The 22,723-nt window shown below is 36.8% G+C and carries 25 protein-coding genes; 16 read left to right on the top strand and 9 right to left on the bottom strand.

The window, feature by feature from the left end:
* The 7 genes from B096_RS0105015 to B096_RS0104985 all read left to right on the top strand — a co-directional run bounded on the left by B096_RS0105015 (position 1) and on the right by B096_RS0104985 (position 6,183).
* Positions 1-2,145 carry a heavy metal translocating P-type ATPase gene (locus B096_RS0105015; RefSeq protein WP_018579665.1) on the top strand — a complete coding sequence of 715 codons (2,145 nt, stop codon included), beginning with the start codon at positions 1-3 and terminating at the stop codon, positions 2,143-2,145.
* Between the two features lie 201 nt (positions 2,146-2,346).
* A complete protein-coding gene (locus tag B096_RS0105010; protein WP_013853249.1) occupies positions 2,347-2,721 on the top strand; it encodes a hypothetical protein in 375 nt (124 codons plus the stop codon).
* A gap of 81 nt (positions 2,722-2,802) precedes the next feature.
* Complete coding sequence (locus tag B096_RS0105005; protein ID WP_018579664.1) at positions 2,803-3,003, top strand: hypothetical protein; 201 nt, start codon at positions 2,803-2,805, stop codon at positions 3,001-3,003.
* 2 nt (positions 3,004-3,005) lie between these two features.
* Positions 3,006-3,260, top strand: coding sequence for a hypothetical protein (locus B096_RS0105000; protein ID WP_018579663.1), 255 nt, complete (start codon positions 3,006-3,008; stop codon positions 3,258-3,260).
* Between the two features lie 244 nt (positions 3,261-3,504).
* On the top strand, positions 3,505-4,302 hold the full coding sequence (locus tag B096_RS0104995; protein WP_018579662.1) for a TrmB family transcriptional regulator: 798 nt from the start codon (positions 3,505-3,507) through the stop codon (positions 4,300-4,302).
* Positions 4,303-4,314: 12 nt separating this feature from the next.
* Entirely contained in the window at positions 4,315-5,199 is an 885-nt protein-coding gene (locus B096_RS0104990; RefSeq protein WP_018579661.1) for a sulfite exporter TauE/SafE family protein, read from the top strand.
* 9 nt (positions 5,200-5,208) lie between these two features.
* Positions 5,209-6,183, top strand: a complete 975-nt coding sequence (locus tag B096_RS0104985; RefSeq protein ID WP_018579660.1) for an ornithine cyclodeaminase — start codon at positions 5,209-5,211, stop codon at positions 6,181-6,183.
* Positions 6,184-6,479: 296 nt separating this feature from the next.
* Here B096_RS0104985 and B096_RS0104980 read toward each other — a convergent pair whose 3' ends face one another.
* Together B096_RS0104980 and B096_RS0104975 are read right to left on the bottom strand one after the other, a co-directional pair.
* Positions 6,480-7,208: a hypothetical protein gene (locus B096_RS0104980; protein ID WP_018579659.1), complete on the bottom strand. Its 729-nt coding sequence runs from the start codon at positions 7,206-7,208 to the stop codon at positions 6,480-6,482.
* A 39-nt stretch (positions 7,209-7,247) separates the two neighbouring features.
* Positions 7,248-8,048, bottom strand: coding sequence for a Cof-type HAD-IIB family hydrolase (locus B096_RS0104975; protein ID WP_244264572.1), 801 nt, complete (start codon positions 8,046-8,048; stop codon positions 7,248-7,250).
* An 82-nt stretch (positions 8,049-8,130) separates the two neighbouring features.
* Here B096_RS0104975 and guaB point away from each other — a divergent pair, with 82 nt between their 5' ends.
* The 5 genes from guaB to B096_RS09585 all read left to right on the top strand — a co-directional run bounded on the left by guaB (position 8,131) and on the right by B096_RS09585 (position 12,849).
* Positions 8,131-9,267 carry an IMP dehydrogenase gene (guaB, locus tag B096_RS0104970; protein WP_208853740.1) on the top strand — a complete coding sequence of 379 codons (1,137 nt, stop codon included), beginning with the start codon at positions 8,131-8,133 and terminating at the stop codon, positions 9,265-9,267.
* A complete protein-coding gene (gene guaA, locus B096_RS0104965; RefSeq protein ID WP_018579656.1) occupies positions 9,257-10,789 on the top strand; it encodes a glutamine-hydrolyzing GMP synthase in 1,533 nt (510 codons plus the stop codon). Before guaB ends, guaA begins: the two co-directional genes overlap by 11 nt.
* A 220-nt stretch (positions 10,790-11,009) precedes the next feature.
* Positions 11,010-11,810, top strand: coding sequence for a class I SAM-dependent methyltransferase (locus B096_RS0104960; protein WP_018579655.1), 801 nt, complete (start codon positions 11,010-11,012; stop codon positions 11,808-11,810).
* Positions 11,811-12,031: 221 nt separating this feature from the next.
* Complete coding sequence (locus tag B096_RS10065; protein ID WP_018579654.1) at positions 12,032-12,226, top strand: IMP dehydrogenase; 195 nt, start codon at positions 12,032-12,034, stop codon at positions 12,224-12,226.
* 53 nt (positions 12,227-12,279) lie between these two features.
* The gene (locus B096_RS09585; protein ID WP_018579653.1) at positions 12,280-12,849 is read left to right on the top strand and encodes a DDE-type integrase/transposase/recombinase; all 570 of its coding nucleotides are present in this window, start codon (positions 12,280-12,282) and stop codon (positions 12,847-12,849) included.
* Positions 12,850-12,957: 108 nt separating this feature from the next.
* Here the strand turns inward: B096_RS09585 and groL are convergent, their stop codons facing one another.
* Together groL and B096_RS0104940 are read right to left on the bottom strand one after the other, a co-directional pair.
* A complete protein-coding gene (gene groL / locus B096_RS0104945) occupies positions 12,958-14,571 on the bottom strand; it encodes a chaperonin GroEL (protein ID WP_018579652.1) in 1,614 nt (537 codons plus the stop codon).
* Entirely contained in the window at positions 14,571-14,861 is a 291-nt protein-coding gene (locus B096_RS0104940; protein WP_018579651.1) for a co-chaperone GroES, read from the bottom strand. Before B096_RS0104940 ends, groL begins: the two co-directional genes overlap by 1 nt.
* 224 nt (positions 14,862-15,085) lie before the next feature.
* Here B096_RS0104940 and B096_RS0104935 point away from each other — a divergent pair, with 224 nt between their 5' ends.
* Genes B096_RS0104935 through B096_RS0104925 form a run of 3 tightly spaced genes read left to right on the top strand, consistent with a single transcriptional unit; the run spans position 15,086 to position 17,710 of the window.
* On the top strand, positions 15,086-15,391 hold the full coding sequence (locus tag B096_RS0104935; RefSeq protein WP_018579650.1) for a hypothetical protein: 306 nt from the start codon (positions 15,086-15,088) through the stop codon (positions 15,389-15,391).
* A gap of 50 nt (positions 15,392-15,441) precedes the next feature.
* The gene (locus tag B096_RS0104930) at positions 15,442-17,040 is read left to right on the top strand and encodes an FtsX-like permease family protein (protein WP_018579649.1); all 1,599 of its coding nucleotides are present in this window, start codon (positions 15,442-15,444) and stop codon (positions 17,038-17,040) included.
* Positions 17,033-17,710: an ABC transporter ATP-binding protein gene (locus B096_RS0104925; RefSeq protein ID WP_018579648.1), complete on the top strand. Its 678-nt coding sequence runs from the start codon at positions 17,033-17,035 to the stop codon at positions 17,708-17,710. The genes B096_RS0104930 and B096_RS0104925 overlap by 8 nt, the downstream gene beginning before the upstream one ends.
* Positions 17,711-17,764: 54 nt before the next feature.
* Here B096_RS0104925 and B096_RS0104920 read toward each other — a convergent pair whose 3' ends face one another.
* Entirely contained in the window at positions 17,765-18,190 is a 426-nt protein-coding gene (locus B096_RS0104920; protein ID WP_018579647.1) for a hypothetical protein, read from the bottom strand.
* A 653-nt stretch (positions 18,191-18,843) separates the two neighbouring features.
* Here B096_RS0104920 and B096_RS0104910 point away from each other — a divergent pair.
* The gene (locus B096_RS0104910; protein WP_018579645.1) at positions 18,844-19,557 is read left to right on the top strand and encodes a LytR/AlgR family response regulator transcription factor; all 714 of its coding nucleotides are present in this window, start codon (positions 18,844-18,846) and stop codon (positions 19,555-19,557) included.
* A 681-nt stretch (positions 19,558-20,238) separates the two neighbouring features.
* Here B096_RS0104910 and B096_RS09945 read toward each other — a convergent pair.
* The 4 genes from B096_RS09945 to B096_RS0104895 all read right to left on the bottom strand — a co-directional run bounded on the left by B096_RS09945 (position 20,239) and on the right by B096_RS0104895 (position 22,656).
* Entirely contained in the window at positions 20,239-20,487 is a 249-nt protein-coding gene (locus tag B096_RS09945) for an ATP-binding cassette domain-containing protein (RefSeq protein ID WP_156813110.1), read from the bottom strand.
* Positions 20,484-20,834: an ATP-binding cassette domain-containing protein gene (locus B096_RS09940; protein ID WP_156813109.1), complete on the bottom strand. Its 351-nt coding sequence runs from the start codon at positions 20,832-20,834 to the stop codon at positions 20,484-20,486. The genes B096_RS09945 and B096_RS09940 overlap by 4 nt, the downstream gene beginning before the upstream one ends.
* Positions 20,835-21,577: 743 nt before the next feature.
* Positions 21,578-22,159, bottom strand: a complete 582-nt coding sequence (locus B096_RS0104900; protein ID WP_018579644.1) for a hypothetical protein — start codon at positions 22,157-22,159, stop codon at positions 21,578-21,580.
* Positions 22,160-22,209: 50 nt separating this feature from the next.
* Positions 22,210-22,656, bottom strand: coding sequence for a hypothetical protein (locus B096_RS0104895; protein ID WP_018579643.1), 447 nt, complete (start codon positions 22,654-22,656; stop codon positions 22,210-22,212).
* Positions 22,657-22,723 lie beyond the last annotated feature (67 nt).

The following is a 22,723-nucleotide window of genomic DNA, read 5'->3' as shown; positions in this document are numbered from 1 at the left end:
ATGAAAAATATTAAAGAAGTTAAATTTGAACTTGAAGGCTTGCACTGTGCAGACTGCGCAGGGAAAATTGAACGCGAACTTCAAAAACAGGATTATATTGAAGATGCCCGAGTGGATGTTGTTCTCGGGAAAGCGAAACTTAAAATAAAAGATACCATGGATGTGGATGAGGAATTTATTCAAAATGTGACGCATTCCATTCAAAGTATCGAAGACATCGGTGTAACCTTAGAAGGTGCTGGCGGCGGTAAAAGTTTAGCTGCTGCACAAGCAGCTGCTGCACACGATGATGCATGTTGTGAAGGACATGACCACAATCATGATGGACATGATCATGAAGATGCAGGCATGTCGCCCTTCATTTGGTTAGGTGGTCTTATCATTATTATTCGCCTCTTTATGGATCAGCCTTGGCTTGATGTTGTGACCATTATTGTTTACTTCATTGTAGGATGGCCTGTTCTTAAAGCATTTATCAGTGGCTTATCCCGCAAACAATTTTTTGATGAAAATGTTCTGATGTCGGTTGCGACATTGGGAGCACTTGCGATTGGTGAGTATGGTGAAGCACTTGGGGTTATGGTCTTCTATAGTGTTGGGGAATATTTCCAACATAAAGCAGTGGACGATTCTCGTGAATCCATTAAAGCGCTTTTAAATAAACGGCCTAAATTTGCACGAAAACTTGTTAATGGGGTTGAAGAAGTGGTGGATTGCGAAGCCGTTGCAGTTGGGGATACCATTCGTATTAACCCTTCCGATCAAGTACCTCTTGATGGTATCGTGATTTCAGGTAATTCAACTTTCGATATGTCTTCGTTAACGGGCGAATCGATGCCAGAAAATATCTTTGAAGGTGATGAAATTTTATCAGGTTCGATGAACCTATCGTCACCTATTGAAGTAGAAGTTACAAAAGAATATTCAAATTCAACGATTTCGAAAATGTTGACATTAATCGAAGAGTCCTCAGATAATAAAGCGAAAACCGAAATCTTTATGACGAAATTCTCGCGCATCTATACTCCGATTGTCTTTGCCCTTGCAGTCATTATCATGCTTTATGTAGGTATTACAACGGGTGTTGCATATGATGGAATCTACCGTGGACTTGTATTCTTGGTTATCAGTTGTCCTTGTGCGTTGGTGTTATCCATTCCACTTGGCTACTTTGCAGGAATCGGTCGCGCAAGTAAATCAGGTATTTTAATTAAAGGTGGCGAATCCATCGAAGCCCTTGCATCGGTGAATGGTGTTGTCTTTGATAAAACAGGAACGTTGACTAAAGGGGAACTTGCAGTTACAAATATTGCAGGACGAGATGATGTTTTAGAAATTGCAGCCCACCTAGAAACGTATTCAAATCATCCAATTGGTAAAGCAATTGTGAAAGCATACGACCAACCTTTAAACTTAGATCGCGTAAGTGATGTACAGGAAGTGTTTGGTAAAGGAATCAATGGTCGTTGGGATGGTGTTCCAGTCTTTGTTGGATCCCTTAATAATGTGAAGGAACAAGGCTATGATGTGGCTGCATACGAAAGTGACACAACCTCGGTGCTTGTTGTCTTAAATAATGAACTTATTGGTGGTATTGAACTGGATGATGAAATGCGTGAAGACAGCAAACAACTGATTCAAGATTTACACAGTCGAAATATCTTCAGCGTGATGTTAAGTGGTGATCGTCAACCCGTTGTTAATCGTGTTGCAAAAGAAATGGGAATTGACCTTGCTTATGGTGAATTGTTACCTGAAGATAAGGTTAATCAGTTTGCGAAACTTAAAGAAGAACGTAAAGCAACCCTTGCCTATGCCGGTGATGGCATGAATGACGCTGCCGTGCTTGGATTAAGTGATGTAGGGTTCTCCATGGGTGCTGTCGGTAACGATCTTGCTATTGAGTACTCAGATGTGGTTCTTGTAAATGATAACCCACACCAAATTCTTGAAACCATTGACATAGCGAAGAAAACACAACGCATTACGTATATGAATATTATCTTTATTATGACCATTAAAATTCTTGTTCTCATCTTGGGAAGTCTTGGATATGCGAAGATGTGGATGGCTGTTATTGCGGATGTAGGTGTAAGCATCTTGGCAGTTCTTAATGCCATGCGTATTATGCGTATTAAGTCCTAATGAATGATTTTAAAAATGAACCTGAGGGTTCATTTTTTTTAGGGATGTATCAGGAAACACCGAGAGCATAGGGTTCTTTAAAATCACACCAACACCAAACATGTGATTAATTGTAAGCATTTTTCATGAAAAATATCATATATTTACATTTTATGAAACAAAGGTTATAATAACACCAGTAGAGAGATAAGGATGATGTACATGCAGGAATTATTAAACAATGGTTATTTTTGGCAAAAAATTGATTCACTCGTATTATCAACAAATGTTGTAATTTCTCAAGTCAAAGGGTCTCACCATCCTAAGTATATGAATATGGTGTATCCGGTTGATTATGGGTACCTTGAAGATACAGATCAAATCAAGGTCTTTAAGGGAAGTCTAAAACGTTCAAGTGCAGACGCTGTGATGATAGTTGCCGATATCTTAAAACGCGATTTAGAAGTGAAACTTCTTTGGGGTTGTACAGAAGCCGAAGAACTTGAAACAATTCGTTTTATCAATCAAACGGATTATCAAAAAGGTATTTTAGTACGAAGAGGCAATGTATTACCAGAATGGGCGATGACGGATTAAACTACACCCACGGGTGTAGTTTTTTCTTTCGACCCTGTTTGCATCGTCGTACAATTTCGATTATAGTCTAGGAGTAACACAATGAATAAAAATTTGAATCAAGAACCAACAGATGTGGTAGCAGAGGAAAAGCAATCAAAAAAACGGGAACATATCGGAGATGTTTCGTTTATGGTTGCGATGAGTTTATTTGTGATAGCATTACTCGTTCGATCATGGACTGTTTATTTAATAGCCATGCTGGGCATTAGTTTATATATCTTATTAGGCAGGGAGGCTTAACAATGGGACGTAAATCACGTGAAAAGAAGAACCGTGTTCCTGGGGAACATGTAAGTAAGAAGCAACAAAAACAAGCTGCAGTTCAAGCAACACAAGCCAATGAAAAAACAGAAATTGCATCACTTGCATTGAGTATAGCGTCATTAATTTTTGTATTAATTGGCGTGTTCACTAAACAACAATGGTATTTATATATTGCCATGGGTTGTGTGCTGATTTCGTTAATTCTTAAATATCTTGGGAAACGTCGAAAATAATGACGTGTACCAAAAATGCTGGGAAACCAGCATTTTTTTTGTATTGTGGGAGTTGGATGGGAATAATTGGAACCGTTCTTGTAGTAGTTTGCTATGTATTTCACAAAGTGGGCTCTTTTTATGAAACTTTTTTAACAAATTAACACATTTCACATGAATTAAGCCCGGAAGGACTCGTCAAGAATTCAAGAGGATGTCTATAATAGTTACTGTAAGTAGCTACTACAAAAAAAGAGGTGTAAAGATGGAAAAAGCAGTTTCATTGTTGAAGAGTTTAAACTTTTCAGAATCGGAGTCGAAGGTGTATCTAACCCTTCTACAAAACAACCCGATGACTGGCTATGAAGCAAGCAAACAATCCGGTGTACCGCGTTCGAAGGTGTATAACATACTCGAGAGCCTAAGAGACAAGGGTGCCGTATTGGTTTCAAAACAAACTGATCCAGTAAATTATAGTGCGGTTGATATTCAGGAGGTTATTGATAACTTCAAATATCAAATGAATGATCGGCTGAGCGATGTATCTGAAGAACTTGAACGTTTTAATCATAAAATTGAGTCGACGGAATTGTGGAGTTTAAAAGGTTATGAAAATGTGTTCAACCGTTGCCGTCGCTTAATTCAAGAAGCAACGTCTACGGTGTTACTTCAAGTTTGGGAAGAAGATCTACCGCTTATTTATGATGAGCTGAAGCAGTTTGAAGCGCGTTCTGGAAATCTTGTTGTAATTCTCTATAGTAAAAATAAGAATTATGATGTAGATCTAAAGCATGTTTATGCACATGGTTTTGAGGAAGCAATGTTGGAAGAAAATCGGGGCTGTCGTTGGATTAACCTTGTGGTTGATGATGAAGCACTTATTTTTGGACACATTGAACCAAAGAATGTGGAGGTCTTATGGACAAAAGCACCAAGTATGGTGTTTCTAGCCAAAGAAAACGTTCGCCATGATGCCTATTGTTTAAGACTTATTGATGCTTTGGATGAGAACGCAAAAATGGAATTTGGTCCGGATTTACTCAAAATAAAAACATTATTCTAAGGGAGAAACTTTATGTTAGGAATTATTTTAGGAGCAATCGTTTTAATTAACGGAACCTTCTTAGTGAAATTTGTTATGGATTTATTGGCACACCGTGAGGAAACCAAAGCAGAACCGGCACCAACTCTTGGTTTAGCAATTTCTTCATTTATCATGTTCTTTTTATCAACGTTTGGTATTTCAGATTTTGCAATCTCAACAGTCCTATATCGCAAATTAAAATGGGTTGATGACAAACGCTTACCCGGTACTTTAAATACACAATGTGTGTTACAGGTTGCGGTTATGGCATTATCTTATATTTCAGGGATTCAAGTCGATTTAACAACGTTACTTGTTTGTATCGGAGCACAAATCATTGGAGCATATGTAGGTCCACGTTTTGTGGTTAAGTTACCGGTTGAATTAATCCGTAAATTTATTGGTATTGGTCTTGTCATTGCTTCAACATTAATTGTTGCAGGTAAATTAAATATTATTCCATCTGGTGGAACGGCGACCGGATTATACGGTATTAAGCTTGTTGTGACGGCAGTTTTAATCTTTATCTTTGGAGCGTTAAACAATATTGGTATCGGTTCGTATGCACTAACAATGGTTACGGTTTATGGAATGGGTCTTAACCCAGGGGTTGCATTCCCAATTATGATGGGTGCCGCAACATTCTCAGTTCCTGTAGGAAGTATGCAATTTATTAAATATGGCGAATACAGCCGTAAGATTACACTTTTCACATCGACACTGGGTGTACTTGGGGTATTAATTGCGGTATTCCTTGTGAAATCGTTAGATGTAAGTATGTTACAATGGCTTGTTGCTGGAATTCTACTTTACAGTGGTGCAAGCATGATTTATGAAGAATTTTTTAAATCGAAAAAATTAGTAGAAGCAAACTAGGAGGCGCACATGTTAGTTATTAGTAAAGATGATATTCAAAAAGTATTTTCAATGAAAGAAGCCATTGAAGCAGATAAAGAAGCATTACGCATGTATACAGAAGGGGGCACAACGGTCCCTTTGCGTACAAATATTGATGTGCAAAACGGACAAAACTTGTTTATGCCTGCTTATGTTTCAGAGTTAAACACGACGGGTATTAAAATTGTTTCGGTTTTCCCTAATAATCCAAGTCTTGGAAAACCTGCAGTGCCAGCACAGATGGTTCTTCTTGATGGTGAAACTGGTGAAGTCTGTGCCATGATTGATGGTACGTATTTAACACAATTAAGAACAGGGGCTGTCCAAGGGGCAGCAACGGATTACCTTGCATGTGCTGATGCGAAAGAAGCTGTTTTAATTGGTGCTGGTGGGCAAGCAGAATCACAACTTGAAGCGATGTTAGTGGTTCGTGACTTAGACCGTGTGGGTGTTGTGGATCTTAACCGCGAGTTTGCAGAAAAATTTGTAGCACGCATGAATGAAAAATTTGCGTCATACAACACAGAGATTTACTTAGTTGAAGATGTTGATGCTGCAATTGCGAACGCCGATATTATTACTTGCGTTACAACATCGAAACGACCTGTATTTGATGGTTCACTTGTGAAAGCTGGAGCACATGTCAATGGAGTTGGGGCCTACACTGTAGAAATGAAAGAAGTTCCGGTTGAAGCGATTGCGAAAGCAGATGTTGCAGTTGTGGATACCTTTGATGGTGTTTTTGCGGAAGCAGGCGATGTTTTAAGTGCTCTTGAACAAAATTTAAAAACAAAAGAAGATTTTGTAGAAATGGGGTCTTTAGCGCTTGACGGTTCAAAAGGACGACAAAGTGATGACCAGATTACATTCTTCAAATCAGTAGGTACTGCCGTTCTTGATGTTGTGGTGGCTCATAAAATTTATGAAAAAGCGCGTGAACTTGGAATGGGTACGGAAATCTAATTGAAATTTAAAAACACATCCAAGGATGTGTTTTATTTTTATTTTTTAGGATATCAACAGTGACACTACTATTTATAAGTGAACGCAGTTGCTCCGTTTTACGGCTTCCATTCTTCTTACCATCATTTCACTTTCCTTTTCGTGTCCATAAAGGTCGATAGCGACATTATTGCCGCGCGCTATATATTGACCTTAGTCGTTCTCTAAAACGCAACAGAGCGCTTTAAAAGGAGGGTTCTTGTTGAATTTAGGGCAACTGTGTTCGTTCATATAATAAAATAAGGATGTCGTGCGGTTTAAAGTGCACCTTCTGGGATAATCGGTTTGGGTGCATCTTTAAAAATTTGGTCGACAAAGACCCGTGATCGTGGTTTGCCGTCTAATAATTCTGGTGTAATAAAGTAACCGGCTACCGATTCCGCAAATGCCTCATATGGGTTCGTAGATCCATAGGTTCCGTCTTGCCATTCATCATTGTAGATGTCATCCCATTCGGGCATTTCATGAACGTAGGTTGCAAACCCGTAAATGTGTGCCATTTCATGGTACATACTCTCTGTATCCATGACCATCCAATCTTCAAGAATATAGATATACGGTTCATGTGGCATAACATATGCATAAGATCCTTCAGGAACTTCATGATAACCACGGCGAAAGGCATGGAAGTATTGTCTAAGTTTAAACGGCATTCCTGCAATCATGGGACTGGATAAATCGGGTTCATCCCCTTGATAATCGTAATTGATGCCATAGCTGGAGATATCATCCGGTTGGGGCTCGGGTTCTTTGATCAGGATGTCTTCAGTGGTATTGACATCTTCAGTGGTTTTTTCTTCCTCTCCCGGATTGAGTTCGTCCCGTGGATATTTTTTTAGCAGTTCAGGAACCACAACCTGTTCCAAGTGTTCGACTGCTAAGACATCCGAACCAATCGAACCTTCTGTTTTAGAATACTGCTTAGGTTTGTTTTGACACCCACATAGCAAAAGTAAACCAACCGTTAACCAAATGTGCTTTTTCATAAATCCCCCTTGATAGTATAAAAACGCCGTAGTGGCGTTTTAGAAAATTGTTTGAATGGCGTTAAAGATACCATCTTCAAGAATATCCGTTGTGACATAATCGGCTGCTTCTTTAACGTGATCGGGTGCATTGCCCATGGCAACCCCAATTGCTGCTTTTTCCAACATTGTGAGATCATTGGCGGCATCCCCAAATGCGATTACTTCATCCCACGTTAAACCAAGTCGGTCTAAGACAATTCCAATCCCAGCAATTTTACCTGCACGATTTGAATATATATCATATGCATCAGCATAGGCTTTCGCATAATGACCATCTGGACAAAGTGGTTTTGATGCTTCAATCAGTGCTTCATCACCCATTAAGAATAATCCCATAGGGACTTCATCACCTTCTTCGATGGTTTGAGCGTGCGTGTAATCAACTAAGATATCTTGTTTATCACTGCCTTGCATATAAACTGTTTTAAAAATTTCCATATTTCGATAAACACGCATATCGTGACGCATCTTCATGGCTAAACCAATATCATGTGCATTACAGTATTCAATCATGGCATTCACTTCAGAGCGAACCATGGGTACGTCAAAAATAACTTCCTTAAGATGATCGTATACACAGGCACCATTAATCGTGACGTAGTAGTCGGGATTGATGGTTTCATGAATATCATCATGAATAAAGTAAAAGGCGCGTCCAGTGGCAATCATCACTTCAATTCCTTTCGATTTCAGGTCGTTGATTGCTTGAACCGCAGAGGATTCTATTTTGACTTTTCCGCGTTTGATGAGGGTATCATCAATGTCAAAAATCGCGAGTTTAATATTTTTATTTTCCATAATCATTATTTTAACACATTTCCCTTTCATATTAGAGTTCTTTTATGTATAATATACCATAAGTTTATGGAGGTAGATGAATATGATGAATGGTAAAGTAATTAAAGAAGCTTATACATTTGATGACTTACTTTTAGTTCCTGCAAAGTCTGAAGTTGTACCAGCTCAAGTTAAATTACAAACGCGTCTAACAGATAAAATTACACTGAACATCCCTATTGTTTCAGCGGCAATGGATACTGTTACTGAAGATGCCATGGCAATCATGCTTGCGAAACTGGGTGGAATGGGTTTTGTTCATAAAAACATGCCAATTGAAGCACAAGCAAACATGATTAAAGCAGTTAAAGAAACTGAAGTAGAACCATCATTCGAAGATGCGAACATCGACCCACAGGGACACCTACGTGTAGGTGCTGCCGTTGGCGTTGGCGAATCATCATTGGAACGTGTACGCGCTTTAGTTGAAGCGGGTGTGGATATTGTCGCTGTTGACAGTGCTCACGGACACTCACAAGGTGTTATTGAAACCGTTCGTATGATTCGTGCTGAATTTCCCGAGTTAGATATTGTTGGTGGTAACATTGTTACTGCACAGGGAGCAACAGATCTAATCTATGCGGGTGCTAACGTAATTAAAGTCGGTGTTGGTCCAGGATCAATCTGTACAACACGCGTTGTAGCGGGCGTTGGGGTTCCTCAATTGACTGCTGTAAACGATGTTTACTCTGTAGCACGCCAATATGGTGTCGGTGTTATTGCAGACGGTGGTATTAAACTATCCGGAGATATTGCAAAGGCACTTGCAGCAGGTGGTAGTTGTGTTATGCTAGGTGGGTTACTTGCAGGTACTGAAGAAACACCTGGTGAAGTAATGGAAGTATTTGGTAAAAAAGTGAAAGGCTATGTCGGAATGGGATCTTTAAGCGCAATGCAACGCGGTTCAAGTGATCGATATTTCCAAGGTGGCGTTTCAGAATTGAAGAAGCTGGTACCAGAAGGTATTGAAGCAACGGTTCCTTATAAAGGATCAATTCGTGATGTTATTTATCAAATGCTCGGTGGATTACGTTCCGGAATGGGTTACTGTGGTTGCGGAACGATTGAAGAAATGCACCAAAAAGCGCAATTTGTGAAAATCACAGGCGCAGGACTTCGTGAAAGTCACCCTCACGATGTTGACAACGTGAAGGAGGCACCAAATTATCATGGCAAATAAGATTATCGTTTTAGACTTTGGGTCACAGTATAATCAATTAATTGTTCGTCGTATTCGTGATTTAGGCGTGTACAGTGAATTATTAGATAATGAAATTACTGCGGATGCAATTCGTGCTGATAAAGATATCGCAGGTATCGTTTTATCAGGTGGACCAAACTCAGTATATGCAGATAATGCATATCACATCGATCAAGAAATTTTCGAACTTGGTTTACCAATTCTTGGTGTATGCTACGGAATGCAACTTATGGCATATCAAAATGGCGGTAAAGTTGAATCACATTCAAAACGTGAATACGGACTTGCACCAATTGAAGTAAAACAAGACAACCCAATTACAAAAGGATTACCAGCATCATACAATGTATGGATGAGTCACGGCGATCAAGTGAAAGCAGTTCCTGCTGGATTTGACGTATATGCTTCATCAGAAAATACAGATATTGTGATGATGGGTAATGATGAAAAGAAACAATATGGAATTCAATTCCATACTGAAGTGCGCAATACTGAAAACGGTATTCAAATGTTAGAAAACTTTGTGTTTGGCGTATGTAAAGCTGAAGCAGGTTGGGATATGGAGCATTTTGTTGAAGAACAAACTGCAATCATTCGTGAAAAAGTGGGTGACGAACACGTTATCTGTGCACTATCGGGTGGCGTTGACTCAGCAGTCGTTGCAGCACTTTTACACCATGCAATTGGTGATCAACTAACATGTATCTTCGTAGACCACGGTTTGCTCCGTAAAGGTGAAGCAGACAGCGTTGTGGAAGTATTCCAAGATCACTTTAAAATGAACTTAATTAAAGTTGATGCACAACGTCGTTTCCTTGATAAACTTGCAGGCGTGGATGACCCTGAGAAAAAACGTAAGATTATCGGTAACGAATTTATCTACGTATTCGAAGATGAAACAAAAAAACTACGAGATGCGAAATGGTTAGCACAAGGTACTTTATACACTGATGTTATTGAATCAGGTACAAAGACAGCTCAAACAATTAAATCACACCATAACGTAGGTGGATTACCTGAAGATATGGACTTCAAATTGATTGAACCGCTTGATACTTTATTTAAAGATGAAGTACGTAAACTTGGACTTGTTCTTGGTTTACCAGAACATATCGTAAACCGTCAACCGTTCCCAGGACCTGGAATTGCAATCCGTATTCTTGGCGCTGTTGATGAAGAAAAAATTAAAATTGTACAAGAGAGTGATTACATTCTCCGTGAAGAAATTGCGAAAGCCGGTCTTGACCGCGAAATCTGGCAATACTTTACCGTACTTACAAACTTAAGAAGTGTTGGTGTCATGGGCGATCAACGTACCTATGATTACACACTTGCAATCCGTGCCGTAACATCAATCGATGGTATGAGTGCTGACTTTGCACGTATCCCTTGGGATATTCTCCAAAAAATCTCAGTTCGTATTGTAAATGAGGTTCAAGGAATTAACCGCATCGTCTATGATTGTACTTCAAAACCACCAGCAACAATTGAGTGGGAATAACAGTAATAAAAATGTTTCTGAAAATACACTAACTCAGCGATTTACAAAACAAAATACTTTTTGAGTGATACTATTTTGATACTAAAAAGCTGAAAAGTATGTTCAAAAGAAAGTTGTTGAATTTAGGTAAAAAGTTTAGAAAGCCTTCCATCATTTTTACGGAAGGCTTTTGTAGAAGTAGAGAGTGATAAATCAAAATTTAAGTAGGAGAAACGATGCGATGAAAAATCAGGATAGAACGGAAATTATTAAAGATTTTTACGAAAAAACAGATGAACATATGCGTTTAGAAAAAATCCGTCAAGGACAGCTTGAGTATTTTATTACAATGAATTACATTCACAAGTTTGCACAAGAAGGAGATAAAATTTTAGAAATAGGTGCTGGAACCGGTAGATATTCTATTGCATTAGCAAGAGAGGGATTTCAAGTATCAGCAATAGAGTTGGTCGAAAAGAACCTTAAGGAGTTAAGAACTAATGGGAAAGACCTACCAAACCTGGAAGCCTATCAAGGTGATGCATTGGATTTGAGTAGATTTGGTGATGATTCTTTTGATGTTACTCTTTCCTTCGGACCGATGTATCATCTTTATGATGAAAAAGATCAACACACAGCTTTGGATGAAGCAATTCGAGTCACAAAGTCGGGCGGTCTGATTTTTGTTGCATTCTTATCTGCTCATGCAATTATTTGTACGAACTATTTGTATGACTCTCTATCGACAGCAGTTGGAATACAAAATAACTTTGATAGTGATTATAAAGTTAAGCATTTTAAAGAGCAGCTTTTTACCGGATTTGATATTTGTGAGTTTGAAGAGCTTTTTTCAAAAAAAGATGTTGATTATGTAACAACTGTGGCGGTTGATAATGTCCTTGAGATTGCGGAGAGCCGACCGGATTTTGCGATGACGGATGAAGACTTTCGAGCTTTTGCTGATTATCAGTTGCATATCTGTGAAAAACGTGAAATGCTCGGTAATTCGAGCCACTTGCTGTATATCTGCAGAAAGAAATAATTAATTCGAATTCGAAATTGAAGAATTAGAGTATGTCATTGTGGAATTAACAGGAAGTTTTCCAGAATGTATTCATAACGTCTAAAAAAATATGTTGTGAAGTGTTTTTTAGAAGCATGGTTATGCTCAGTCAAAGAAACCTGACCTTGATTATTATGAAGGTGATATGGATAGCAAAGAATACAAAACGGGAATAACAAGATGTTATTGAAACCGTTCGTATGATTCGTGCTGAATTTCCCGAGTTAGATATTGTTGGTGGTAATATTGTTACCACACAGGGAGCAACAGATCTAATCTATGCGGGTGCTAACGTAATTAAAGTCGGTGTTGGTCCAGGATCAATCTGTACAACAGGCGTTGTAGCGGGCGTTGGGGTTTCTCAATTGACTGCTATAAACTATTTTACTCTGTAGCACGCCAATATGGTGTTGGTGTTATCTTGTCTAGGCGAAGAATCGGTCGAATTATGCGATTAGAAGGGCTCGTCTCAGTCTACACACTCGCACAATACAAAGTACATAGAACAAATGTTAATGAAGATGACATCTCGAATATCATAAATCGAAAACTCAATCATCACGAACGCTATGAAGTTATCGTTAGTGATCTGACTTATGTTAGAGTAGCAGTCAAATGGAATTACATTTGCACAATCTTAGATCTTCATAACAGAGAGATTATTGGCTATAGTTGTGGTATAAACAAGACTGCCGCTTTAGTGCAAAAGGAATTTTCAAAAATAGATACTGATTTATCCAACCTACGCTACTTCCATACAGATAGAGGAAATGAGTTCAAAAATAAACTAATCGATGAAATTCTTGATGTTTTTCAAATACAGCGATCACTGAGTCAAAAAAGAACACCGTATGATAATGCAGTAGCAACAGCAACATTCAAATCAATTAAGACAGAATTTGTATATCCGAATACTTTTGAATCATTGAATCAGTTGGAAGTGAAATTATCGGCATATGTTTGGTGGTTCAATAATAAGCGATTGCATTCAACACTAGGGTATGTTCCCACCGATTGAATATGGAATAAATCGTTTCTTATAAATATTGTCCACTAAAGTATTGACAGTCCAAAGATTTATGGATAAATAAAGGAAGCCTTTAATTGGCTTCCTTTATTTAATTTGTTAATACATTGGAGGCATTTCAGGTGTGATTTGTTTCTCTTCAACTGACGATGCAACTGCAGCTTCTGTTGTGAGGAAGAGTGATGCTATCGATGCAGCATTGAGTAATGCATTACGTGTAACGCGGGTTGGATCAAGAATTCCCACTTCTTGAAGGTTTTCCCATAGTCCGGATTTCGCATTAAATCCAATATTTAATTCTGATTCAAGTTGTTTTGAAACAATCTCATCACCATCAAATCCTGCATTTTCTGCAATTTGCCATAATGGTTTTAAAATTGAATCAAAGACTGTTTTGATACCTCGGTTTTCATCTTGTGATTCTGAACTGATAGAATCTTTTAAGTCAACGTAAGCTCTAGCGAGTGCATAACCACCACCGAGTACCACACCTTCTGCAACGGCAGCTTTGGTTGCATTAAGGGCATCTTCAATACGTAGTTTTTTCTCTTTCATTTCGGATTCTGTAGCTGCTCCAACTTTGATTACAGCTACTCCGTTTGTCAATTTCGCAAGACGTTCTTCAAGTTTTTTCTTATCGAAGTCACTGCTTACATTACTTATTTGTGAACGGATTTCTGCAGCACGATCATTAATTGAATCTTTTGATCCACTACCACCAATTAAGGTTGTTTCATCTTTTCGAATGACTACTTTTGAAGCAGATCCAAGTTGTTCTACGGTAGTCTCTTTGATATTCATACCAAGGTCTTTGCTGATAAATGTAGCACCTGTAGCAATTGCAATATCTTCAAGCATCATTTTTTGATTATCACCAAAACCTGGGGCTTTAGTTGCCGCTACATTGAAGGTTCCTCGAAGTTTGTTCACAACGAGTGTTGAAACAACATCGTTGTCAATATCTTCTGCGACAATGAAGAATGGTTTATTTTGTTGAACAATTTGTTCTAAGAGGGGAAGAATTTCTTGGATTGTTGAAATTTTATGATCGGTTACCAAGATGTATGGATTTTCCATCTCAATTTCCATCGTCTCACGATCTGATACCATGTAAGGTGAAATATAACCTTTGTCATATTGGAGACCTTCAACCACTTCTAATTCGGTTTCAAAGGTATTGGATTCATCAACAGTGATGACACCATCATTACCAACTTTCTTCATTGCTTCCGCGATAATAGTTCCAATTTCTTCACTACCAGCACTAATGGATGCAACATTTGCAATATCACTGCTTGTTTCAATTTTGTTACTCTTTTCTAACAGATAATCGGCAATCGCACGCGAGGCTTTTTCAATTCCCATACGCATGAGTACTGGATTAGCACCGCGGTCAACGTGGACTAAGCCCTTATGAATAATTTCTTGAGCGAGTAATGTTGCAGTAGTTGTACCATCACCCGATACATCATTTGTTTTATTGGATACTTCATAAAGTAATTTTGCACCCATGTTCTCAAATGGGTTTTTTAGTTCGATTTCTTTTGCGATGGTCACACCATCATTTGTAATGAGCGGTGAACCAAAACTGCGTTCAAGAACAACATTACGACCTTTTGGGCCCAGTGTCACACTTACAGCATTCGCAAGAGTATCCATACCTTTTAAAAGTAAATCTCTCGAATTTTGTCCGTATCGTACATCTTTAGCCATTATTTATCATCCTCCACAATTGCAAGTACATCTTTCATGTCGATAATTAAATAATCCTTATCTTGATAGGTTACATCCGTTGTTGCATATTTTTTATAGATGACACAATCCCCGACAGCTACATCCATCGGAATCACGTTTCCATCCTTATCTTTTTTTCCATTTCCTACAGCAACTACACGTGCCGTAGAAGGTTTTTCTTTGGATTCCGGCAATAAGATTCCGCTTGCAGTAGCGGAATCTGCAAGAATCTCTTCTAACAAAATGCGGTCGTACAATGGTTTAATCATGATGCGTTTCCTCCTTTTAATTTGACCTTTTGGCACTTAAAGAATGAGAGTGCCAACACCTATATTCTAGAATTGAGTTTAAATTTTGTCAATCCCTTTTCACGAATTATTCCACGTAATAACAAAGTAATCAATAAAATGAACAATGTAAACAACTTGTATGGCATTTTACGTAAATCTTAATAAAATAAAAAGGGGAAGGGGGGATATATTTGAAGCGAATAATGAAAAAAACAGGTTCGATTATTCTGCTATTTGGACTGATGATTCTTGGAACCCATGCAACCGCGTTTGCGAAAGTAGGATGGGAAAATGTTGGATGGTCGGGCGCTAATTTCTTTTCAAAAGCATGTAACTCTAGAACTACTGTATTTGACTCACCAAGTTATTCATATATTTCGGCCACAGCTGAGATCGGATCGAAAAGCAATCGTAAGCACGCTTATCATCCAAGTCCAAATACATCGGTACATGCAGTTGCTTTTTCAGGTTATAACGAAACGTGTTATACCTGGGGTTACGCAAACTAATCGAGTGAACTCCCTATAATTATAGGGAGTTGTTATATGGAGGATCATCGATGAATAAAAAAATCTTATTACCAATCTATCACGTTCTCTTATCACTGTACATGATTATTTGCACTTCATTTTTCTATAAGCAGTATTGTGAAGTTGTGAATGGAAACATTTCAAATGTTTCGAATTTAGTTTATTTCATTAGAGATAATTTGTTACTCGTGGTTTTGTTTACTCTTGTATTAATTTCAGTTTTATTTAACTTGTTTTATGTTTCGGAGTACTGGATTTTTACTTCTAAAGAAACACTAAAGATAAAACGTATTCTTGGGTATACCTATGCAGAAATTCTAAAATCATTTACATTGGAGTATATGGTACATCTCATTTCAGCATATTTATTATCAGCGATTTTATCGATACCCTTTCTAAAGTATTTTAGATTACCCATTGGTACACCGATTATCATAGCAGGTGTTAGCATGACAGGTGTCATTGGGATTATCATCATTTTACTATTTTGGAGAAACCTTAATGCATATCGAAAAAATCGTCATGTGGGTATCAACATAGCAAAAAAAATGGCTCTTACATTCCAATTTTCGCTATCGCTCATGTTACTTTTCGTATCATTAACATTATTTCAAGATTTGAACCGCCAAATATCTCCCTATAAAAACTATATGAACTTGAATTCTGCGTGGGTAATTCAAGCAGACTACCCTGGTGAAATCGAAAAGCGTATTGAGATAGAACGTAATCCTGACCAATTTCGAGGTGGTGTATTAAAAAAAATAGAATCCATCTTTACTCAATATAAACAAAACATACTTGTGTTCTTTCAAAGCCCCCACTATTCAAATACTTTGGGAAACATAGTATTCCTAGACGATAATGCTTTAAAACTTAATAATATTGATATTGAGGTTTTTAAATCGTATAAAGATATGGATGCGATACCGTTTATTACAAGTAACACACAACATTTTGAAGGTGATCGAATCGCTACAGAAGAATGTGAATATATTGTCGCTAAAGTAGTGGATAAACCATTCACCGTTCTTGGACCCAGTGACTTTACAGAACTTTCATCCAAAGAATATTATTTCGCCTATTTTGATCATTCCAACTTAAATCGATTCCTTGAATTAACCAATACGAACTTTATTGATAATCTGTATCTCATAAACATTTCCCATCACGAAATTGAAACAATAAATGATTTTATAAATGAACCAATGTTTAAATATACCACGAACTCAATTAAAGGCATTCAAACTGAATACTATAATCAAAAAATGATCACGTTAGCGAGTTACTTTGGTGTAGGAATCATTAATTTATTGTTTAGTATATTTGGTTTGATATGTGCTCTATTTGTAGACATAAACTGTCGAGCTTTGGATTTTGCACTGCACCAAGTAGTGGGATATTCCAAGCGAGAATTGATTAATGATTACCTACAGTCCTTATTGTGGATGATGTTTGTTTCGATTGGATTGACTGTCGCAATCACACACATTACTTTAGATTTAAAAATCTCTGTATTAGGAATAGGGATAATTTTGGTAGGACTTGTAGTTTTATTGTTGAAACGAATCATAACGAAAACCATAGAAGTAATTAATATTTTAAATATCATAGGAGGCGAAAATGTCTGAAATAATCTATAAGATAAATGCATTATCAAAATCATATGGAACGGGAGATGGGCTTATCCATGCATTAAAGGATGTGAATGTTGATATAAAAAGAGGTGACTTTGTAGCGGTAACGGGCTTATCGGGATCTGGGAAAACAACTTTTCTTAACATCCTTGCTGGTTTAATCGAAGATGTTAGTGGAGAAGTGTTTTTTGAAAATAATAATCTTCTTGTTTGGAAAGATACCAAACGAGCACGCTATCGTAATGAAGCAATTGGTTATATCATGCAAAATTTCGGATTAATACCTACCATGTCGGTGATTGAAAATGTTTTATTACCTGTAAAAAAGATTCGTAAAGAACACCGTAAAAAAGCATACGAACTCCTCGAACGTTTAAAGATTGAAGATAAAGCAAAAGTTTACCCGCATCAACTCTCTGGTGGTCAAAAACAACGCGCAGCAATTGCCCGTGCGCTCATCCAAAATCCAAAGGTTATTCTAGCGGATGAACCAACTGGGGCTTTAGATAGAGAAAATTCGCAAATGATACTGGATATCCTTAGGAATATTCACGAACAAGGCGTTACGGTAATACTTGTAACACACGAGCAATCTCTTGCCTTAGCGTGTCCAACCCGTCTTAAATTTCAGAATGGGTATTTAATCGATGTTAAGGAGTATTAAAAAAGCCAATTTATATTGGCTTTTTTAAAATCAAAACATACTTTTGATGGAATCCTAGGTAGCTTCTTTAACCGCGACACCCAAGAGCATTTCAAGATAACGCATTGGGTTTTTTGATGCAATAAACGCATCACACTCTAAATTAGCATAATAGTATGGAATGTCTTGATGGTAAACAACTGTGATTAAATTTGCTTTTATAAGTTGTTGGATGTACACGTCGAATTCTTGCTGACTTAGATTATAGAGTTTTGGGAGCACATGATAGCGATTGATGCATCCCTTCACGATGCTAACATAAATTGCGGATGAATTTTTAGCACGTGCTTTCGTGTAAGGTGGTCGTGCTGCGTCGGGAACCTTCCACTCTTGTGATGAAGCATCATAATAAGCACCCGGAATTAAGTTTTCCTCAATCCAATTTAATGCAGTTTGTTCTTGCTTAATATTAAAGTTTTTTCTAAATGTTGTGAGATCCATATCGTTCCCCCTATCTCTTTTCTCAAGCATATCATAATCAGGATACGAGACGAAGTATCACGAATCAATTTTCATTGAAATCACACGCTCATTGTGAAGCAGAAGATTAAGATGTGTAAACAAAGAAGAAAAGGAGATGTGCATTTGTTGCATTCTTTTTCGTTATTAACGAAGGCGGCAAGTGTAAAATTTCCGTTTGGACTTCCACTTGCGATTTTGACCGTGAAAGATTTAGAACAAATACAAGTAAGTAATCATGTAGCCTATTGATGCGCAACGCTTTCTCTATTACGCTACCCTGAAAATGATGCTGCCTATATGTACCACTAATATATTGATGAAGCTTTTGGAGATAGAACAGCTTCTGAATCTGAATGTTAAAGAACCTAATGGCATAACTATTTATAAAATAATTTGTTATATATAATTTACGCGAAAAGATCACAATTTATTGTGGTCTTTTTATTACGTTAGAGTTTTAAAAATGATGGTTATGAAGCAAAATATATTTTAATTTACCACTTGTGCATACGGACTACTCATTATTAATGATATTTCTTAATATATGAAGCGTGATGGTCAAAGAATATATCTTGTAGTTAGGGTATCTGAAATATCCTGCGTAATTAGTATTGTCATAAGGAGGTAATAGAATGTATCGCATTGCGATTGTGGATGATGACATCATATTTAGAGAACGACTTAGAACACGGATAAATTGCCTAAAGCATTCGTTAAGTTTACAGGGCGTGTACCTTTATGATGATTTAACGGTTTTTCAATTGGATGAAGCATTTATACATACAGATATTCTATTTATGAATGTTAAGATACCAAATGAGAATGATCTTCGGCATATTCGTGCAATACAAAAAATGAATCCAAAGATTCAGGTAATTGTTGTTTCAAGTTTGGATGAATTTATGAAAGGCGCTTCTGGAATAAATGTCTATGGTTATCTTTTAAAAGAGAAAATGGATAGGATGCTTGAAACAACTATACGCAGCGCCATTCAAGTAATTGAAGATTATGATAATGTGATTATAATTAAGACTCGAAACGGCAAGGTGGTTTTAAAACAAAGTAAAATCCGTTTGATTGTATATGAGGATCGACATCCTGTGGTTTATGCCGGTAAAGCACGTTATACAGTGATGAACCAAACGTTAAAGAATTTAGAAAGTAAACTCAGTAGTGCGATGTTTATCCGTGCAAATCATGGGACAATTGTGAATCTAAAATATCTTCATCAACTCAAAAATAGAGAACTGCATTTGAAAGGCTATGATGAGCCAATTGTCATTGCGCGGGGACGTTATTCACAAATTGTAGCTAAACTTATGACATATCGAGAACACATTAAATAAATTTATGATCGAACCAATATTCATATATTTCATGTAAATAATTCATAAGGTCTAATATATAGAACTAAGCATCTAGTTAGCAGAAAGAACCCCGGTTACAAGGGTTCTTTCTGCTAACTTTTCAAATAGGATCTTGTAGTAAAAACACTGACTATTTAATTTAAATATCCTCAAAAGTATAAAGTATCCATGTTGATAACACCCTACGAATCAATCGTCTATTAGAATCCGAAAAATATGGTTATGATAATTAAAAAAAACATTGTCGCAATAAATGTCGATATGACCTGAAGTTCATGCGTCATTAAATACGTAGTTATCATAACGATCATAATAAATATATGGTATCCAATTAGGATTAGAATATTTATATCAAAACTAACTTTAATAATTAGACATTGTAATAAAAACAGGAGGGAAATTATTTTAAGAAATTCCATTATCAAAATAAAAATGTATCGCTTCCCAATACGAATACGAATTACATGTGCCATTTCAATATACTGATCAACATAACAAGCTAGTGCAAGAATGTAGAGTATGGTGAATAGCGGTGATGCTAAGAGTTTAATATAAGTCGCTTTGGAGTCAGGGAAAAGACATAATATCCTAAAATATTCTAAGGGAGTCAAACTGATTGAAGTCATGAACCAAGAATAAATAATTGAAACAGTCAAGTATCTATATCGATTGAAGGGTTCCATTTATAAGTGCAAATTTCCGATCGAATTGTATCCTATCAACACCTTCATGGGCACTAATAATAACCGTTCGCTCTTTTAAATCATTGTGAATGAGTTCAATAAACTTCTGGGCAGATTCTTGATCTAAACCTCGTGTTGGTTCATCAAAAAGGATTAAATCTTGGTTTTCCATAATCGCTTGAATAATTCCAGCTTTTTGACGCATCCCAATACTGTAACTGCTCATCTTTTTTTTGAATTCAAGTCAAGTTCAAAATAATCACAATATTTTTTTATCGCATCATGGTTGAATTTATTTTTTAGGGTATATAAAAATTTTAAATTATCGAGCAATGGACGATCCTCGATAAAGGAAGGGTTCTCAATTAAAGCACCAATGTTTAAATCAGCAGTACCTTCAATCATGCCTGTATCGGGTGCCAATAACCCGGCTATGATTTTAAGCAAGGTTGATTTGCCGGATCCATTAGCACCTTTGATATAAATTGTTTCGCCAGTTTGAATGGAAAGATTCACAGAGTTAAGAATACATTGTTGTTTAAAAGATTTTGAAACATGGGTAATATTTATCATGGCGCCTCCTTCTAACGTAGAAAATAGATCATCAACAGATGACAAAAAATGGGAGAAAATAATATGCTTGATGTAAGGCAAATTATTGCGAAGCGATGGTTAAGAAAGGGGAGATATGTAGCTTGAAATGCAGTAAAGAAAAATACACATAGAGTAAAAACACAGTAAACAATTAATTTGGTATAGGAAGAAATTGCGTTCAAGAAACAGAGTATTGGTCCAATATGAACTAAAAATGTAAACATTGACCAACTTAAAAAGACCGTCAGTAAATTTATAGCCAATGATTCGAATGAAACACGAAGGGTAATTAGGGGTGAAACGTTTTTAAAATTACCACTTAATTTAAGAGTGGAAATACTGAAGAGCATCGATACACTCATCCAAAATAAATTATGACAGATTAAAATTTCTAAGGAATCGTTATTTTGGCAATAAAGCGTTATCGATACGTAAAGATAATAAATTCCCGCAAACAAATACGACCAACGATACCATCGAGGAAGCAAAATACCTAGATGCAAGTGGAAATAATTTTTAAACAATTTAAAGAACTCCTTTTTTCTTTAATCGAGTACTGATGATAAAGCTAAAGATTGTAGCGCAGCCATAAAATAAAATGGATCCAATAGCGGCAACTAATCTTGGCGTTCTCATTTGAAAGAAACCCGCTGAGAATACATTACCGATTAAAAGCGTCGAAAGAATCTCGGGAAGCAATCCCACATTTTCTAAAGTTTGCGCTACCGCGGACCAAGGACCCCGAGAACACAAATTGAACCGATAATGATGGCTGGAACACATCCCATATACAGATAACGGTGTTTTATATAACGACTAAGGCTTAGGAAGAAGATTGCAATTACAATCGACCCAAATAACCTTAATAAAGCATAGGTGATGTGGTTGGTGAGCGGATCACTTGAAAATGCTAATAGCTGTTGGAATTCGAGGGCAATGGAACGATTAAGAGGAAATAGTGATTGTTTAAAGTGATGTATTAGAAGCAATTCCGTCATCATCATAAAAATTGCAAAGATTGTGGCCTTAGAAACCACTCTGCGAATTTGACACCATAAATATCCATACCCTTTTCGTATCATTGCTAAATCCTCAAAATGGTTGTTAATCAGTGTGTAATCAAATTCAGTAGCATACAAAACAAGTACTAAAGCATAAATTGTAATATAGGTTGCATTTGGTCCATCAAAAACAAAAAAGAAACTGAGTAAGCCGTTAGGCAAGTCAAACGTTTCAGTGACGCAAATATATATAAGTTGAACAATTAAAGTAACAATAAATAACATAAAATTACGTTTTGTCATAGATTACTCCTAGTATTAATTACAAGCACAAATAAATTATGCTCGAAATATTAAGGTGAAAATTCAATGGTAGTAACATTCCAGTTTGGCTCTAAACTTTGTGTAGACATACGAGCAGATACGTAGTAACCATTCCATGAAGAATTACGAGGACTATATGAAAAATTAACAACATTTTTTGTTTTTTCTCCATACTTGTCATAATAAGGGACCGGGTGATATGTTTTGGAAGCACGATAGCCATAATGTGTTCCCCATAAATCACCGTAAGTAGTAAACCACGTTGTTTTGCTTATGAAATTAATTTGCCCGTATAAGTTATCTTTTTTTAATAGTCCATGTGTTGGGCTTGACCATCTTCCCCAAGGCGGCGTATGAACATCGAGTTTAGAACTCCAATTCGAGGCATATGTAATATATGTAACTGAAAACGAAAAAACGATAACTATAAAAACAGTAAATATGCGATTAATGGTTCTGATTGCCAGAAACTTCACCTCCTCTCATCCTTATTTAACCTTTATCAAATATCAATTTCAATCGATTTAATATTAGTTAAGAAAT

It is taken from the genome of Erysipelothrix tonsillarum DSM 14972, assembly GCF_000373785.1.
Classification (GTDB): Bacteria; Bacillota_I; Bacilli_A; order Erysipelotrichales; family Erysipelotrichaceae; genus Erysipelothrix; species Erysipelothrix tonsillarum.
The sequence above is the reverse complement of the archived record's forward strand: the minus strand, read 5'-3'. Positions and strand labels throughout refer to the sequence as shown.